The 14,252-nt window shown below is 65.4% G+C and carries 15 protein-coding genes and 1 pseudogene; 3 read left to right on the forward strand and 13 right to left on the reverse strand.

From position 1 onward, the window contains the following. Positions 1 to 9: 9 nt before the first annotated feature. Positions 10 to 801 carry a nucleotidyltransferase domain-containing protein gene (locus ACPCXD_RS00215; protein ID WP_088899371.1) on the reverse strand — a complete coding sequence of 264 codons (792 nt, stop codon included), beginning with the start codon at positions 799 to 801 and terminating at the stop codon, positions 10 to 12. A gap of 692 nt (positions 802 to 1,493) precedes the next feature. Between ACPCXD_RS00215 and ACPCXD_RS00220 the strand changes: the two genes are divergently transcribed. Next, positions 1,494 to 2,663, forward strand: coding sequence for a tyrosine-type recombinase/integrase (locus ACPCXD_RS00220; protein ID WP_088899344.1), 1,170 nt, complete (start codon positions 1,494 to 1,496; stop codon positions 2,661 to 2,663). 5 nt (positions 2,664 to 2,668) lie between these two features. After that, positions 2,669 to 3,682 carry a site-specific integrase gene (locus ACPCXD_RS00225; RefSeq protein ID WP_088899343.1) on the forward strand — a complete coding sequence of 338 codons (1,014 nt, stop codon included), beginning with the start codon at positions 2,669 to 2,671 and terminating at the stop codon, positions 3,680 to 3,682. A gap of 393 nt (positions 3,683 to 4,075) precedes the next feature. On the opposite strand, the gene ACPCXD_RS00230 is transcribed toward ACPCXD_RS00225, so the two are convergent. From ACPCXD_RS00230 to ACPCXD_RS00245, 4 genes and pseudogenes are all read right to left on the reverse strand, one after another. Continuing rightward, complete coding sequence (locus ACPCXD_RS00230) at positions 4,076 to 4,876, reverse strand: DUF308 domain-containing protein (RefSeq protein ID WP_143543581.1); 801 nt, start codon at positions 4,874 to 4,876, stop codon at positions 4,076 to 4,078. An 868-nt stretch (positions 4,877 to 5,744) separates the two neighbouring features. Further along, positions 5,745 to 6,896 carry a hypothetical protein gene (locus tag ACPCXD_RS00235; protein ID WP_423657785.1) on the reverse strand — a complete coding sequence of 384 codons (1,152 nt, stop codon included), beginning with the start codon at positions 6,894 to 6,896 and terminating at the stop codon, positions 5,745 to 5,747. 109 nt (positions 6,897 to 7,005) lie between these two features. Then, on the reverse strand, positions 7,006 to 7,536 hold the full coding sequence (locus tag ACPCXD_RS00240) for a GIY-YIG nuclease family protein (protein WP_088899341.1): 531 nt from the start codon (positions 7,534 to 7,536) through the stop codon (positions 7,006 to 7,008). Between the two features lie 84 nt (positions 7,537 to 7,620). Further along, a pseudogene (locus ACPCXD_RS00245) lies at positions 7,621 to 7,914 on the reverse strand (uracil-DNA glycosylase family protein); the annotation flags it as partial. Between ACPCXD_RS00245 and ACPCXD_RS00250 the strand changes: the two are divergent. Continuing rightward, positions 7,883 to 8,188, forward strand: a complete 306-nt coding sequence (locus ACPCXD_RS00250; RefSeq protein ID WP_253250158.1) for an alkyl sulfatase C-terminal domain-containing protein — start codon at positions 7,883 to 7,885, stop codon at positions 8,186 to 8,188. The pseudogene ACPCXD_RS00245 and the gene ACPCXD_RS00250 sit on opposite strands and share 32 nt — an antisense overlap. Before the next feature lie 40 nt (positions 8,189 to 8,228). Here ACPCXD_RS00250 and ACPCXD_RS00255 read toward each other — a convergent pair whose 3' ends face one another. The 8 genes from ACPCXD_RS00255 to ACPCXD_RS00290 form a co-directional block, all read right to left on the reverse strand. Continuing rightward, on the reverse strand, positions 8,229 to 9,212 hold the full coding sequence (locus ACPCXD_RS00255) for a TIGR00341 family protein (protein ID WP_088899369.1): 984 nt from the start codon (positions 9,210 to 9,212) through the stop codon (positions 8,229 to 8,231). A gap of 740 nt (positions 9,213 to 9,952) precedes the next feature. Beyond that, entirely contained in the window at positions 9,953 to 10,465 is a 513-nt protein-coding gene (locus tag ACPCXD_RS00260) for a MarR family winged helix-turn-helix transcriptional regulator (RefSeq protein WP_088899368.1), read from the reverse strand. 325 nt (positions 10,466 to 10,790) lie between these two features. Then, the gene (locus tag ACPCXD_RS00265; RefSeq protein ID WP_423657788.1) at positions 10,791 to 11,378 is read right to left on the reverse strand and encodes an AMIN-like domain-containing (lipo)protein; all 588 of its coding nucleotides are present in this window, start codon (positions 11,376 to 11,378) and stop codon (positions 10,791 to 10,793) included. A 106-nt stretch (positions 11,379 to 11,484) separates the two neighbouring features. Further along, positions 11,485 to 12,096 carry a copper chaperone PCu(A)C domain-containing protein gene (locus tag ACPCXD_RS00270; protein WP_423657790.1) on the reverse strand — a complete coding sequence of 204 codons (612 nt, stop codon included), beginning with the start codon at positions 12,094 to 12,096 and terminating at the stop codon, positions 11,485 to 11,487. A 53-nt stretch (positions 12,097 to 12,149) separates the two neighbouring features. Beyond that, positions 12,150 to 12,491: a lipopolysaccharide assembly protein LapA domain-containing protein gene (locus ACPCXD_RS00275; protein WP_423657792.1), complete on the reverse strand. Its 342-nt coding sequence runs from the start codon at positions 12,489 to 12,491 to the stop codon at positions 12,150 to 12,152. Between the two features lie 267 nt (positions 12,492 to 12,758). Beyond that, positions 12,759 to 12,908: a hypothetical protein gene (locus ACPCXD_RS00280; protein WP_423657793.1), complete on the reverse strand. Its 150-nt coding sequence runs from the start codon at positions 12,906 to 12,908 to the stop codon at positions 12,759 to 12,761. An 8-nt stretch (positions 12,909 to 12,916) separates the two neighbouring features. Next, positions 12,917 to 13,135 carry a hypothetical protein gene (locus ACPCXD_RS00285; protein WP_230792372.1) on the reverse strand — a complete coding sequence of 73 codons (219 nt, stop codon included), beginning with the start codon at positions 13,133 to 13,135 and terminating at the stop codon, positions 12,917 to 12,919. Between the two features lie 354 nt (positions 13,136 to 13,489). Further along, positions 13,490 to 14,209, reverse strand: coding sequence for a potassium channel family protein (locus ACPCXD_RS00290; RefSeq protein WP_088898134.1), 720 nt, complete (start codon positions 14,207 to 14,209; stop codon positions 13,490 to 13,492). Positions 14,210 to 14,252: the final 43 nt, after the last annotated feature.

Consider the following 14,252-nt stretch of genomic DNA (forward strand, 5'->3'; position numbering starts at 1 on the left):
GGACGATGGTCATGCGGGCCGTTCGGTCGCAGCCAGGAGCTCGTGCAGCACGCCTTCCTGGAAAGTCCATGCTTGCCGACCTGAAGGCGGAAGCTCACCGGAGCGTGCTGCGATGGACTGTTCGATCGCCTCGACCGGCTGGTAGCCGGTCCCGAGTAACCGTCGGCCGGCGTCGATTTTGGACAGCCACTTCCCGTAGCGATGTCGAACCAGCGCGCGACAGGCTCCGAGGACCGCGTCGTCGGCTCCGGGTGCGGGCCGGTCATCGGCTGGGCCGGGCAGCGCCATCCACCAGCGCAGCGAGTCGACCAATAGGCTCTGTAGTTCCTCCGGTGCCAGCTCGGCGAATGTCTCCGGGGCCGGCGGTCCCGCCAACACCCGGCCGCTCTGGTGCAGGATGCTGCGGTCCAGTCCGTACCAGAACGTCCCGTCGATTGCAGGGCGGTCTGTGGGCTGAAGTGTCTGCCGAAAGGCCATGTCCGGCCCGTCGTTCAACTCGAGCTCGAAGCCCGGTTCTCCGGTGCCCGACTGCGCCGTAGCCATGGTGTAGACCACCAGTTCCAGGCCCCGGGCCGGACATGGTAGGGCGCTGTGCCGCAGCCGAGCGATCAACTCCCGCTTCATCGTTTCGCTCAGGGGGTCGCGGCAGAGCAGGGCGATGTCGATGTCGCTGCGGCCGGGATGGAAGGCGTTCAGGGCGAGCGACCCGGCCGCGTACGCCCCGACGAACTCCGCACCGAGCACCTCCCGGGCAGTGTCCAGGACGGCTTCGAGGTATGGCTCTACATCGATATTCGGCACCACCCCATCATGCGCGGCACACCGTGCCGTGCACACGATGCATGCCTCTACGTAGTGAGGCGCACGATGCAGGCCACCCAAGTATGGTCACTGAGCTTTCCGGTCTCCTCCGTGATGGCCCACGTCCGCAGACCTGTGCAGGCCAGGTCGGAAGCGATGTGATCGATCCACGGCCCGTGCTCGACCTCACCACCGGTATGCAGACTCCATCGGCTCATTACCGCCATGGATCGTGGATTACCCCGGTAACCGTGGTTCGTGTCGACAGGCCGCGCGAGCATGCCACCGAAGCGCCTCGATCCGCAACCGAGAGGCGACCAAATTACTGGTTGACACAACAAGTTCTTGGTATCTGGCACAGTACATCGACAGTCTGATCTCGGTCGCACGTTTTGGTAAGGAATGACAGGGCACGTGTGCCGAAAACTATTGTGGGAAAATCGGTTTAATCATAAGGCTATGACTTGGTGTATCTGATGTGGCCCGATCGGTTCGGATGGGGCTGAGGAGTTGAGACGCTCTACTTCCGGAGGGAAGGACTGGGTCGGGGATGAGCGCTGGAGTTTGGCTGCTTATGTCAAACACGTGTGGTGGTGCGCTAATTGTCATTAGCGCACCATCAACGCCGAAACCCCAGCTGAGCGCGTTTTCCTGTCCGATCATGTCGGTGCGGGCCGGTAGGCTCCCGTTTCGTGCCCGACGACCTGATCAACCGCCGCCCGGACGACCCCTTCGTGCCGGTGCCGACCCCCGGGGACCCTACAGTTCCGGCGCTGTCGGCCGAGGACCTCGCGAAGGTGGCGGGGACCGTCTCGCGGTCACGGTCCGAGTCGACGCTCCGCAACTACGCCGCGGACTGGCAGCGGTTCACCGCCTGGTGCCAGCGCGAAGGGCATGTCGCGTTGCCGGCGCATCCGCTCACCGTCGCCGCCTATCTCCTCGATGCCGCCGCGACCGTGACCGAGGCGGGGGAGCGGGCCTACTCCCCCTCCACCTTGGCCCGGTGGGTCGCCGGGATCGGCTACCACCACCGCCGCGCCGGCTATCCCGCCCCCGGCAGCGACGAACTGGTCACCGCCACCTTGTCCGGGATCCGGCGGGACTACGCCGCGGCGGGGGAGCGGCCCCGCACCCCGCGGGCGCCGCTGCTCACCGCCGACATCGTCACCATCGTCGAGCGGGCGCGGACGGACAGCGATAGCTGGGCCGCGGAGGTGCTGGAACGTCGCGACAGTGCGATCCTGCTGCTCGGCTTCGCCGGAGCGTTCCGCCGCAGCGAACTCGTCGCCCTGAACTGCAGTGACATCTCGCTGCACCGGCTCGACGGCCTGCACATCAAACTCCGCAAGACCAAGACCGATCAGGAAGGCCGCGGCACTGTCCGGGCCCTGCCGTTCACCCACAGCCACGTCAGTTGTCCGCCGTGTGCGTGGCTGCGGTGGGCGCAGGTCGTCGCCGCCTTCGACTCCGGGGGCCGCCCCGCTGTCATCCGGCTGCTGCGCACCGCCGAACCCTTCGAAGCGCACGTGTGCCGCGGTGTGCGGCCGCGCATGGTTCCGGCGTCGCCGTTCCTGCGGTCGATCCGCAAGAACGGCAACCTCTCCGACACCGCCCTGTCGGGAGCGGCAGTGCACAAGGCCATTCGGCGCCGCGCCGCCCAAGCCGGCTACGATCCCGAGATCGTCCAGCAGCTCGGTGGGCATTCGCTGCGGTCCGGGTTCGTCACCCAGGCCTTCCGCAACGGCGCCTCCGCGCACGCGATCATGCGCCAGACCGGGCACAGCACCCCCGCCATGCTCGAAACCTACGCCCGCGAACACGCCCCGCTGATCGGCAACGCCGTCACCAACCTTGGGCTTTGAGCGCGATGATCCACGCTGATCGGACAGTTCACCGCCGCACCGATGTTCACGATGCCGACCTCGGCCTGAAGATCCCCGCCCGCTACCGGCACGACTGGGCGCTGTTCGCCGACTGGTGCGCGGCCGCCGACCACCGCCCCATCCCCGCCGCACCCGAAACCCTGGCACTGTTCCTGCACGAACACCCGGCCGCGGTCGCGACGCAGCGACGCCGCCTGTCGGCGATCAACGCCGTCCACACCCGCCACGGCTACCCGCCGCCGGGTCGGACCGAGACCGTGCGCCGACACCTCGACACCACCCGAGCCTCGCGTCTCGACCGGCTCGGACGGCTACTGCTGCAGCGAGCCGTCGAGTTGCCCACCACCGGCTGGCCGAGCGGCCTGTTCGGCCGCCGCGACGCCCTCCTGTTGATCCTGGCCGCGACCGGGATGAGCTTCACCGACATCACCCGGCTGCGCCGCCGCGACCTCCGCCTCGACGGCAACACCCCCATGGTCACCACCCGGGCCGGCGAACAGTTCCGGCTCGGACCGGATCCCGAGACCGGGGACAACCCCGCGGTCGAGATCTACCGGCGATGGGCGGAGATCCAAGCGTTCCTCGATCAATATCCCGGCACCCATCTGCTGCGCCATCACCTCACCGACCCCATCGAAATCCTCGTGGATCCGCTCGATGCGGAGCAGGCCCGCCAGCCGTTGCTGTGTCCGATCGACCGCTGGGGTCACCTTCCACATGCGCAACCGATGACCCCACAATCGGTATCGGCGCTGTTACGGGCACACCTGTCCGGCCAGGTCCCGATACGTAGGACGCTGCCCGTTCTTCCACAGGACGACACCGGTGTGCCGGTCGAGTCCGATGTCACCCTCAGTTCCGGCTATTACGACCGCGGCACTGCCGCCCGGCACCGAGATCTTGAGGCCCTCGAGGACCTCACCGACGTCTTCGACGAGATCGAGGCCCGCACCGATGCATTACTCCAGGATCTGGTGGGAGTGCTGGAAGGGCTGTAGGCGCTCTACCCAAACTGCGAGCCAGTCCGGTCCACGCCGTTCACACGCGCGCAGCGCAACGATTCGTCGATATCCACCGCGGTACGGATCGGCATCGTGTGCGGGTGGGAATAACCGGGCGTATCATCCTGCCTCGACCTCGATCCGGTACCGGATCACCCGAGTGGACACCCATTCACGGGAAAACCCCATTGCGCTGGCGATATGCGCTTTGGGCCAGTCGTCTCGGTGGCCCTCGACGAGGAGCAATCTTCCGAGATAGGTCGTGCGGACATTACCGTAGGACAAGAGAACCTCCGAGCGGATGTGGGCCTGAGACAAGCCCCACCCCGCTCGGAGGTTCTCTTCGCATCAAGTCGACACGCCTGCTACCGACGTCCCGACCGGGTACAGCTAGCTGGTGGTGAAGAAGCTGGGCTTACCGGTGAAACCTGCAGACACCGACCACAATCCGTCGGCTCCGGCCGGAACAGCAACGCAGACGTTCCCTTCCGCGATACCACCGGGATAGACCTCGTCCACGTCATTGAGGTTATCGGGGATCACGCCGCAGCTGTCGCTGTACGTCTTGTTGTCCGAGCCAACGAACTTGACCGTCAGATCGGTCCAGGCGAGTCCGGTGTCATTACCGGTATAGGTTGCCGTGACCGGCACGATCCAAAATTCCATTCCCGGCGCCGGAGGATCGTTGAACGGGTTTTCGGCGCTGACCTCATCGCCGGCCTCGCGGGGAGTACCAAGAACGATGTTCCACTCGTCGTTGACGACCGACGCGCCGATGGGAAGGGGGTTGTCCCGGCTGCCGGGAGCGTCTTGGCTGTCGCCGCTTGTCACGGGACTATCGCCGGACGTGGATTCGGCTACCGATAGGTCCGATCCGCCGAACGCTTCGTCAACAGCATCTGTGACCACGGTGAAGAAGACGATGAAACCGACAATGGTGCCCACGATAGCGATGATGACTGCAGCGATACTTGTGCCTTTGGCCTTGCCGGATTGGAATAGACCCACGATGCCGAGGATGAAAGCGATCGGGAGCAGAATCCACCCGACGATGAGAGCACCGGGAATGCAGGCGAAGACGAAGCCGATCACGGCCGTGATGACAGCAATCAAACCGACGGTGTTCTTCTGCTTCACCGGCTGCTCAGGATTCGGGGGGTAGGCGGCGTAATCTGGCGGCGGCATGGTCATAGTCGTGTCCTCTATCAGTGTCATGTTTTCGTCGCGCGGAGAAGCCCGTCTGCGCCCGGCACAATGCTGCACTGGGCGATCCGACATCCACCTGCGACTGCCTTGTTTTCGAGACGTACTCCCCGAAGTACTTGCTCAGATGTAATCAGACACCAGTGACAAACACGAAAACGTGTTCCCCGACAGATGAGTGATTCCCCGGCGCGTTGAGGGCGGTCCCCGGCAGTCTTTCCGGGACCGTCGTTTTCGCTACGAGTGGGTTCCGGGCACCGATCAGCGTGGTTACCGGCGCGGACGCAAACCATCGGTCCAGGTCATGCGTGGTGTGCTCGACCTGCACCGATGGAAGGACTGTGGTTGACGTAAGAGCGCCTATCCGCGAGCTCCGAGGGGGCCGGAGGGTTGGCGAACCCAGTCTGTGCCCGTTTCCGGGACGCAAACCGGTCGACGACCGCATCGCACACGGTGGCATCCTGTTCGTCCTGTGCCCACTCACTGCCCACACAACAAAGCACCCTGCGTTTTCCGGATCGCGGGCGCTTTGTTATCGCCCAAACCTACGAGGCCGAGCCGCTATTCGCCGATCCGGTGGAGATAGCCGTGAGGATCGTGAGAAGAAGGCAATCGAACGTCCCCTGTCCTCCCACGAAGTCACACATGTGAGTGGGCGGCAAGGCGATAGGACCGTCCGCAGACGCGACTCCTGCCGAGCCGAGTGCAAACGTGGCCGTGGCCGCTGTGACGACGAGGAGCTTACGAATCATGGGGCTGTTTCCTTCCAATGCTGAATATGCTCAGTTGCTTATAGTTTCGACGACTCGATTGTTACAGATGGGTTCACACCGGTAGCACCCGCGACCGGCAGGGTTCATGGCCTCTGTTGCTCGTCGAGGATACGGTTGGTCAACTCGATGCTGGCCAGGTAGACCCAGAAGACCCAGTCGAGGTAGAAGTCGTCGTAGTCGCGCTTCTGGCCGGCGTTCTGATGGCGGATGTGGAAGCCGTTGGCGATCTCGAACAGTGCACCTCGATCAGACTTCGCCAGCGCATCGGTCAGAACGTCATGCCGACGCTCCTCGAGAATCAGCGCCAGCACTGCAATGGCGGAGCGTTTTTGGTTTCGATCGGCGCCGCGCTCACGGAACAGTGCTAACGCGTGGCGCACCTGCTCGGTGGCTGGTTCCTCGTCGGAGCGGTTCGCGACAGCGGCCACCAGGTCCCCGCGCACTACGTCGGTGACGGTCACCAGTCTGCCGATGTCTTCACCTTCTTCGGCCAGTCTCAATCCAGTGTCACCGCGGTCGAAGATTTTGTTCACTCGCCACCGGTAGATGGCGCGGCCGGTGTCGATGTCGAAGTCTTCTCGATGCCAGCCGCAATCGCCGAACTGGTGGTAGAAGCTCGGCTTGCGTGGGCGTGCGATACTGTCGTGCAGTACCTCGACGATCGAGTAGAACAGGTCGACGTCGGCCGCGAGCGCGTCGGCGTCGAGAGGCCACGCGTCCTTCTCGCCCAGTTCTCGTTCGATCACGATCGATGCATGATCACCACGGTCATCGTCGACACAGTTCACGCCGAAGCGTCGATCGAAATAACAGGCATCGTCGAGTTCACGGATCAGGGAGACGAATTCGCGAGCAACAGTCTGGATGGACCAACGCACATTGTCCCCACGCCGAGAACTGCCTCGGCGGTCTCTCCAGTACGGCCGTCGCGGGGGAGCGTCCTCGTACAAGGCATCGGCATTCGTCATCAAATCCTTGAGGAACTTCTGCGCATCGGTCATCGCAGTAGCACTGGTCGGTTGCCTGTCCCAGGATGCAGTTTGGGAGCGGATCTCGTTGAAGTCGGCGACGGGGCCTCCGGCATGATCGCTCACGAATGCATCGGTGAGCAGGAGCAGGCAACGATCGTCCCAATCCGGATACTGACGTTGATTGAGCAGCTTCGATGCTTCGGCCACGAACAGGGTCCGTGGCCACACCAGCTGGTAATCCGGTTCTGACAGGCGTTCCTTCACGGCCACGATTCTCGGTGACGGCCAGTTCGCTCGGCTTCACCGGGGCGATGCGTGTCGAAGGGCCACATGCAGCGGACTCAGTACGAGTGCCCTGTCGGCGATAGCTCGTTCAGGCGCTTGTGTTGTAGGCGGTGCGGGCAGCGCGCACCAGCTCACGGACAGCGCCGGAAGCGTGGTCGAGGTTCAACGGGGGTGCCCACTGCTCGATGACGGCAGGTTCGACCGCGGCCGGGTGCGGGTGTTCGCACCACGACAGTCGCAGGTGGGTGTGCATCCAGGCGGTCAGCCGGGCCTCGTCCTCGGGAACGAGCACGACCCGGTCGGTACGTTCGGTGCGGTAGTTCTGCTCGTGGAGCAGCAGGCCGGCGAGGGTGCGGCGCAGTGTGGAGCTGCCGCTGCGCCGCAGATGATTGCCGGTGCTTCGGCGACGCAGGTTCGAGGCGATCCCGACATACAGCAACCGCAGATTTTCCACCTCGGGGTGAGCGGGACCGGGCAGCTGCGGTAGCACCGACGGAGCCGCCCACCACGCATACAGCCCTGCTGTCTTCGGCAGCGCGGTCAGCTCGTCGAGCCGGTGCGTGGCGGTGCTCCGTGCAGTAATGACAGCTGCCGGTGCGAGGACGTCGCGGTCGGTCATCGTGGTGATCTGTCCTCTCGAAACGGGTGGGCGGCGCGTCCCCCGGACAGGCGGGTCGGGGTGGCGAATGGCCTGGCGAGGTTGTTACCACGTGAGGGAGCGGGCGATCTGCGCGATTGCCGCCTCGAAGCGTTCGCGGCCGCCGGGGGAGTTCAAACCGCGAGCCGAGCAGTGCGGGATCGTGCCGGGCAGAACGTACAGCTCCCGGGTGATGCCGGCTCGGGCCCAGCCGTCGCGGGCAGCCGCACCCAGCAGTAGCACCTGTTCGAGTTTCGGGCACAGGTCGACGACCTGCCGGGTCCAGCGCACCGCCCGGGCGCGTTCGACTGCGGTCGAGCCACCATTCTTGACTCCGGCGACGGGGAAGGGCACCACATTCGATTGGGCCTTCACCGACGACAACGTCGTCCATCGTTGCCAGTTACGTAACGGGCTGCTGGTCCATTTTCCCACCGACGGATCGTTGCCGGCGCCCGATGCCACCATCGGTTTGACCCGAGCGGCTCTGATCGCGGTGATGCTCGGTGGTGCCGATCCGGCACCGCTTCTCGCGGACGGCACCATCACCAGCGACGGAATGGATGCAGCGTTAGCGAGGCTGATGGGCTTTCTCGACGACCCGGACCCGGACTTCACGATCGTCACCCCGTAAGAAGGCGGTGAGAGCAGGGTGTTCGCCGATCTCACCGCTGCTAATTCGCCTCGATCTGTTCGATGGTCGAGCCGACGGTGTGCACGACCTGCAGCTGCGGATCCCACGGCACGATCGCCTGGACCGCGGCATCGAGTTCGGCCACGGGCGGCAGGGAGGCAGGCCCGAGGACGGACACAGTAACGGTGGTGCCGCGCCACTGCACTCCGGTGACCTGGGCGCCGGGTGTCTGGTCGAGCCAGAGTTCCGCGCGGGCCGAGATCTGCTCGGCCCACAAGGATGCAAGCGAATTGACGACCATCGGGACCGAGACGACGACCAGCGCAACCGACAACACGAGGTACGCTCGTCGCCACCGCGACCCACCCTCGCGCGCCGCGTCCCGGCCGTAGCCTGCCGCCACCAGAACCAGCGTGGCGGTGATGATCAGAGCAACGGCGTTGGAGGCGAACAGCACGAATGCACCGAGCGCGAGAGTCGGTGCTCCCGAACCGAGACACACCCCGACCACGCCGAGAGGCGGAACCAGCGAGATCGCGATGGCGACCCCGGGCAGTACATCCCCGACATCGCGTCGGGCCACCGCGACAGCTCCGACCAATCCTGTGGCCAACGCCGCAACCAGATCCATCAACGTCGGCGATGTGCGCCCCAGAACCTGCGAATTGGCCAGCACATTACCGGGATTGGGCAGGACCCGAGCGAACAGAACTCCGAGAACAACGACCAGTACGATCCCGGCAACGATACGGACGATGCTGCGCACGATCAGTGCACGCCTACCGACGGTGATACCCAGCCCCACTCCGAGGATCGGGGTGGACAACGGAGCGACGATCATCGCGCCGATCACGGTGGCCGTCGAATCGCTGACCACCCCGGCCACGGCGATCACCGCCGACAGTGCCAGCATCGTCCAGAATGCGGACCTCTTCGCCTGCCGATCGCCGACCGACAGATCCAGACGTTCGTCGAGCTCGGCGAGACTTCGCCGCTGACCGGCAGGCACCACGGAGTCGAACATGACAGTCTCCTCGAACAATTGTCGACGCGAGCCGACCCTCATCCACGCTCTCAGCACGGACGAGTCGAACACAGGTCAGCATCGGAACGGGGATGAAATGTGCTGCGCAGTAGGGACACCAGGCGCTGGCGTGTCCGGTATACCGATCCCGAATGCTGCTCTGTCGACGAGTGTGCCCGCCATCGGAACAAAGTGTCGAACCGGGCAACGATCAGCGCAGTGCACATCTGGGGGCGACCGGATTCCTGTCAACCGGAGCGATCCTCGTCGGAACTGCCCGACCGGATGGTCGACGCAGTCGACCCAACATCGCCGCCATGCCCCGCAAACCCACTGCGTAGCCGCGCCACCCGAATGTCGACGTTTCGTCGGTGGGATCATCAGTGTGCCTGTCCGCCAGCTTTACCCCGCATCCTCAGCCGGTGCTGACGACTGTAGATCAGCGGCACGAATTTTGGTCGGGATCCGGCGCGGTGCCGCCGATCTGCTCGCCCGCTATCTCGAACGTCCCGACTGCCGACCCCGGAAAAGACCGCTCGGCCTCGGAACCCTCGCGAACCCGCACTATCTGGCAAATGGCCGTCGGGCCGCGGGGCCCGGGGAGGATTCGGTAATCGCGTCAGGGTGTCGATTGCGCGAGGCTGGTTGTCCCGGCGACACGGGTGGTTGCCGAGTCGTTGGCGACGACGAGTGCGGTCAGTACTGTCGTCGCGGCACGGACGCGCACAGCCGGATGGCGTTCACGGACGGATCGGCCCCAGCAGCGTCAGCGCATCATCGGTGGTCGGTTCGCCGGCGGCCACCGCGAAGGTGTCGAAGGCGGCCGCGAGATCGTCACGCTGCGCGGCAGTCAATCTTTTCAGTACCGCCGCGATGGCGTCACGTCGATGGTCGGTGACGGTCTGGACGAGATCGGCGCCGGCCTGCGTGAGTGTCAGTGCGAGTCTGCGGCGGTCGTCCGGCGCGTCACGCCGGTCCAGTAGCCCCGCCTTGATGAGCTTGTCGACAGCTCTGCTGGCGTTGGAGGGATCGACTGCGAGTTCGTCCGCTATGACGGCAAGACTGAGCGGGCCTCGCGTGCCGACGAGCACGAGGATGCGCAAGTGGGGGATGCTCACGCGGTCTTCCACCTCGGCGACCGATGCTGCCGCTATCCCCACCAATGCGCGCGAGGCCCACATCACCGCATCGACCTGCCGATCGAATTTTTTCCTGGACCGGCGCGGCGGGGAAGAGCGGGCAACAGCGTTCATGACGTCATCTTCCGGCAGTACCTGCGATTCGGCAATCATTGCGCTCCTGCACACATGCTGATGCGTGGCTGTGCAGCGTCGGGGTCCGGCTGTGGGCGAATCGCACTTCCGGAGGAGGACGACGATGACATCAGGGTCGGTGTTGCTTTGCCCTGATATCGACAGTGCTGGCGCACAGATAGTATGAAGAGCGCACGAGGGGCGAGATTGTGGGGGCTTTGCCTCGCTCGGGAGGCTTGGTACCAAAGGTCCTCGACGGGGTGCTTCGAGCTGGATGCACGAGCATCCCTCTGTTGGCTCTGTGTCTGCCGGATCGTCGTGTGTGTCAGCGGGCGACGTCGATCACCACGCGGGTCGGGTCGTCGAGGGAGTACACCGCGAAGGGCAGGTTTGGGTCGGTGAGGCCGATGAAGGACTGGGTGGCGCCTTCGAAGATCGTCGCGCCGGTGACCTCGACGACCGCACCACCCGCTCGCCCACGGACCGGGAAGGGACCGGTGTAGGGCGTGACCTCGCTGGTGAACGGATAGGCGGAGCCACTGATCCGGACCTCGAGAACCGAGTCGCCGGCGACAGGTGTCGGGTCGCCGCTGCCGACCTCGATCGCCCGGTCGACATAGCCGACCCGCCAGCCGGGGGTGCCGCGGCCGTCGAGTTCGTAGACCACGCGATCGAACCCGTCGTGGGCGCCGGTGCGAATGTCGGTGACGGTCAGCGCCGCGTCGGCGTCGGCCGGTGCGGTCTTGTCCGCCGCATCGACCGGGACGGTGCCGGGGGTATGGGTAGTGGTGGCCACCGCGACAGCGGCGGCCGGGACGGGATCAGCCTCATCGGAGGCGGCCGAGCATCCGGTCAACACCACCGCGGTGGTGGCAGCGGCCGACATGATGCGGATGTGAGTGGTGGGATTCATGCTTTGAGAGTGACCCCTGTGCAGTCAGGACAAACCGGGCCCGGTCCAGATCCGCCCAGGACGCCGACACGGACGAGAACCTCTGTCGCGCAGAGTCGTCGCGATGTCATGGGCTCGCCGGCAGGGGTGGGAGCGGCCGCTCGGTGGGCAGCGGTTCGTTCGGGGTCCAGGCGTCGAAGGGCACCTCGAAGGTCACCGTGCCGGCTCGTTCGAAGGTGAAGGTCACCGGGTGGGTCAGGCCGGGTCGGATCGCTTCGGCGGGGAATCGGCCGCGCACCGTCAGGGGCTGATCCGGTGCCGTGGTCGGTCGGAGTTGTTCGATGGGTTGCCCGGCGGACAGGGAACTGCCGGGCAGCAGTTCGCGTGCCTGATCGGAGGCCTCGAGTGTCAATTCTCCGGCGGGGGTATCGATCGAGACGAGCCGGTCGGTCGTGGAGGACTGGTTGACGACGGTGAAGGCCAGGGTGACCTGGCCGTATCGGGGGACGGCGGGATCGGTGGGCTCGGCCTCGAAGTACACATTGCGCAGCAGCAGGTCGCCGAGTTCGGCGTTGGTGCCGTTGATGGCGGCCTGCTGGGTGTCGGTCTGGGTGATCTGCCCTGCCCCGCATGCGAGGAGCAGGAGTGCTGTTGATGCAAGAACGATGAGCGACCAGGCGCGACGATGCGCGGCCGAGATGCGGTGGGCGTGTAGGCGACGGTGTGCAGGCGGTGCCACAGGGTCTCCTTTCGTCGTGATCGACCGGGCGCCGGTTCGGACGGTCTGCCGGGTCATTGGGCTTTGCGGTAGGCGTGGCGCAGCTGCCAGATCCGGGCGCCGCCGATCACCGCGGCGATCAGCAGTCCCGCCAGAGCCGCGAACAGCAGCGCCACGCCCAGCGGGAGGGTGAAATCCCAGCCGAAGAAGGCAATGGCGGTGCGTTCGGTGTTCTGCAGGATGAACACCAGCAGCGCGACGGTGACCACCGCTCCTACTGTCAGTGCCACCAGCATCCGGCCGGTGCGGGTCGGTTCGACCGCTCCAGCTGCGGGTGTGGTGTGGTCTGCGGACCCGGTGGGGGTGGGGTCGGCGTCACCGGAACGCCTACCGGGGTGTGAGTTGTGGGTACGCATGATCGGTTTCTCCCTTCATCGGTCCGGAGCACGCACCGGGGCAATCCCGTGGGTGGTCAGAATGTGCCGAGGGTGCCTTGCCACACGGCCGCGAGGAGGTAGAGAGCAACAGCGAGGGGATAGTAGGGATTCATCGATGTTCCTCAGCGTGCTTCAACATGCCTGGGCCGTACGGGGGATGTGAGGTCACTGCTGGGGGAGCAGTGTGATGGGTCGAGATCTCCACGGGGTGCTCGACATGGGCGCCACGCGCTGTCCGAGGCGAGTTCAGTGCGAATCGGTGGAGGTGTTCGGTCGTGTGTCGCCGACCGGGGTGTCGCGCTCGGGCCGGTCTGTGGAGGTCGGGGCGTGCATGCGGTCCAGGTGCAGTTTGATCCATTCGGTGGTCACGGCCGGATGGGCGGAGTGCGGGTTCATGATCGGGCTCAGCTGGTGGGTTGCGGATAGTCGCAGTCCACGGTCGGGTTGATGCCCATGTAGTTCAGGGGTCCGGCCACGATGGTCACCGCGATGGTGCCGACGCTGGCGCAGTTGGTCGAGGCGTCACCGTAGTATCCGCGTTGTCCCGCGGCGACGGCGCCGATGATCAGCCAGGCCAGTATCAGAAGGGTGAGCAGACCGGATAAGCGGCTTCTGGTTCGCATCGTGTGCTCCAATCCACGAAAGCGGCCGCATCGAGCGCGGTGCTCGTTCGGCCGTCCCGACCGGATGGGTGCGGGGTCCGGGGATACTCGATCCGGCCGACTCCATCCGGAGGGGGCGTGCCCCTCCGGATGCTGTTCGTTGCGGTGGTGCAACCATTGCGACCGGTTGGGCAGATCCAAATCGTCGATGGATCTTGCACTTTCGTTTCTATGGCTCACCCTAGTAAGCCGGTGTGGGCGTGCCAAGGCGCTGACGTGGTTGACCGTCGATGGTTATGCGATTGCAATCCCTGGGTTCGCTCGAAGTCAATCCGTGCACGGTGAGGTCCGAACATCGCCCGGTGGGACTGCAGCTCACCGATCCCGGGCATCACGGGTGGCGAGTTGGGCACGTAGCGCAGCGATCTCCGCCGCCAGGTCCGCGACCTGTGCCCGGGTGGCGGCCTGGTTCGCCTCGTCCTGTTCACCGACGCGTTCGACGAGCCAGGAGGCGAGTGTTGCGGTGATCACGCCCAGCAGCGCGATACCGGCAACCATCAAGGCGACTGCGATCGCCCGTCCGGTGATGGTCACGGGGGAGAAATCGCCGTATCCGACGGTGGTGACGGTGACCGTCGACCACCACAATGCTTGCGGGTAGGTCTCGATCGACGCGCCCGGGGCACCGCGTTCGGCGTCGAGCATCGCCAGCGAGGAGATGATCAGCAGCAACAGGGTCGAGCCCGCTGCGTACAGCACCACCCGCCCACGCACCGCCGCACCAGCCGAGCGTTGCAGCACTCCCAGCAAGGTCACCAACCGCAGCAAGCGCAGCGGCCGGAACACCGGCAGGACGACCATCGCCAACTCGTGCCCATGGCGCAGCAGCCACCGACCCGGGCGCGGCGCCAATCCCAGGCGCACCACGAAATCACCGGCGAACACCCCCCACGTGATCCACATGATGACCCCGGCGAACTGTGCCGATGCCCCCACCGGCGGGCCCAGCACGGTCCACGCATAGGCACCGAGAAACGCCACCGCGGCCGCCATCAACGGCCACTCGGACACCTGCTGCCAACGTTGTTCGGTCATCGAACGATAGTGACCGACCGGGGGCGGCGAACGCGAACAGCCG

Origin of the sequence: Rhodococcus sp. AB351 (genome assembly GCF_049538275.1) — a bacterium.
Taxonomy (GTDB): Bacteria; Actinomycetota; Actinomycetes; order Mycobacteriales; family Mycobacteriaceae; genus Rhodococcus.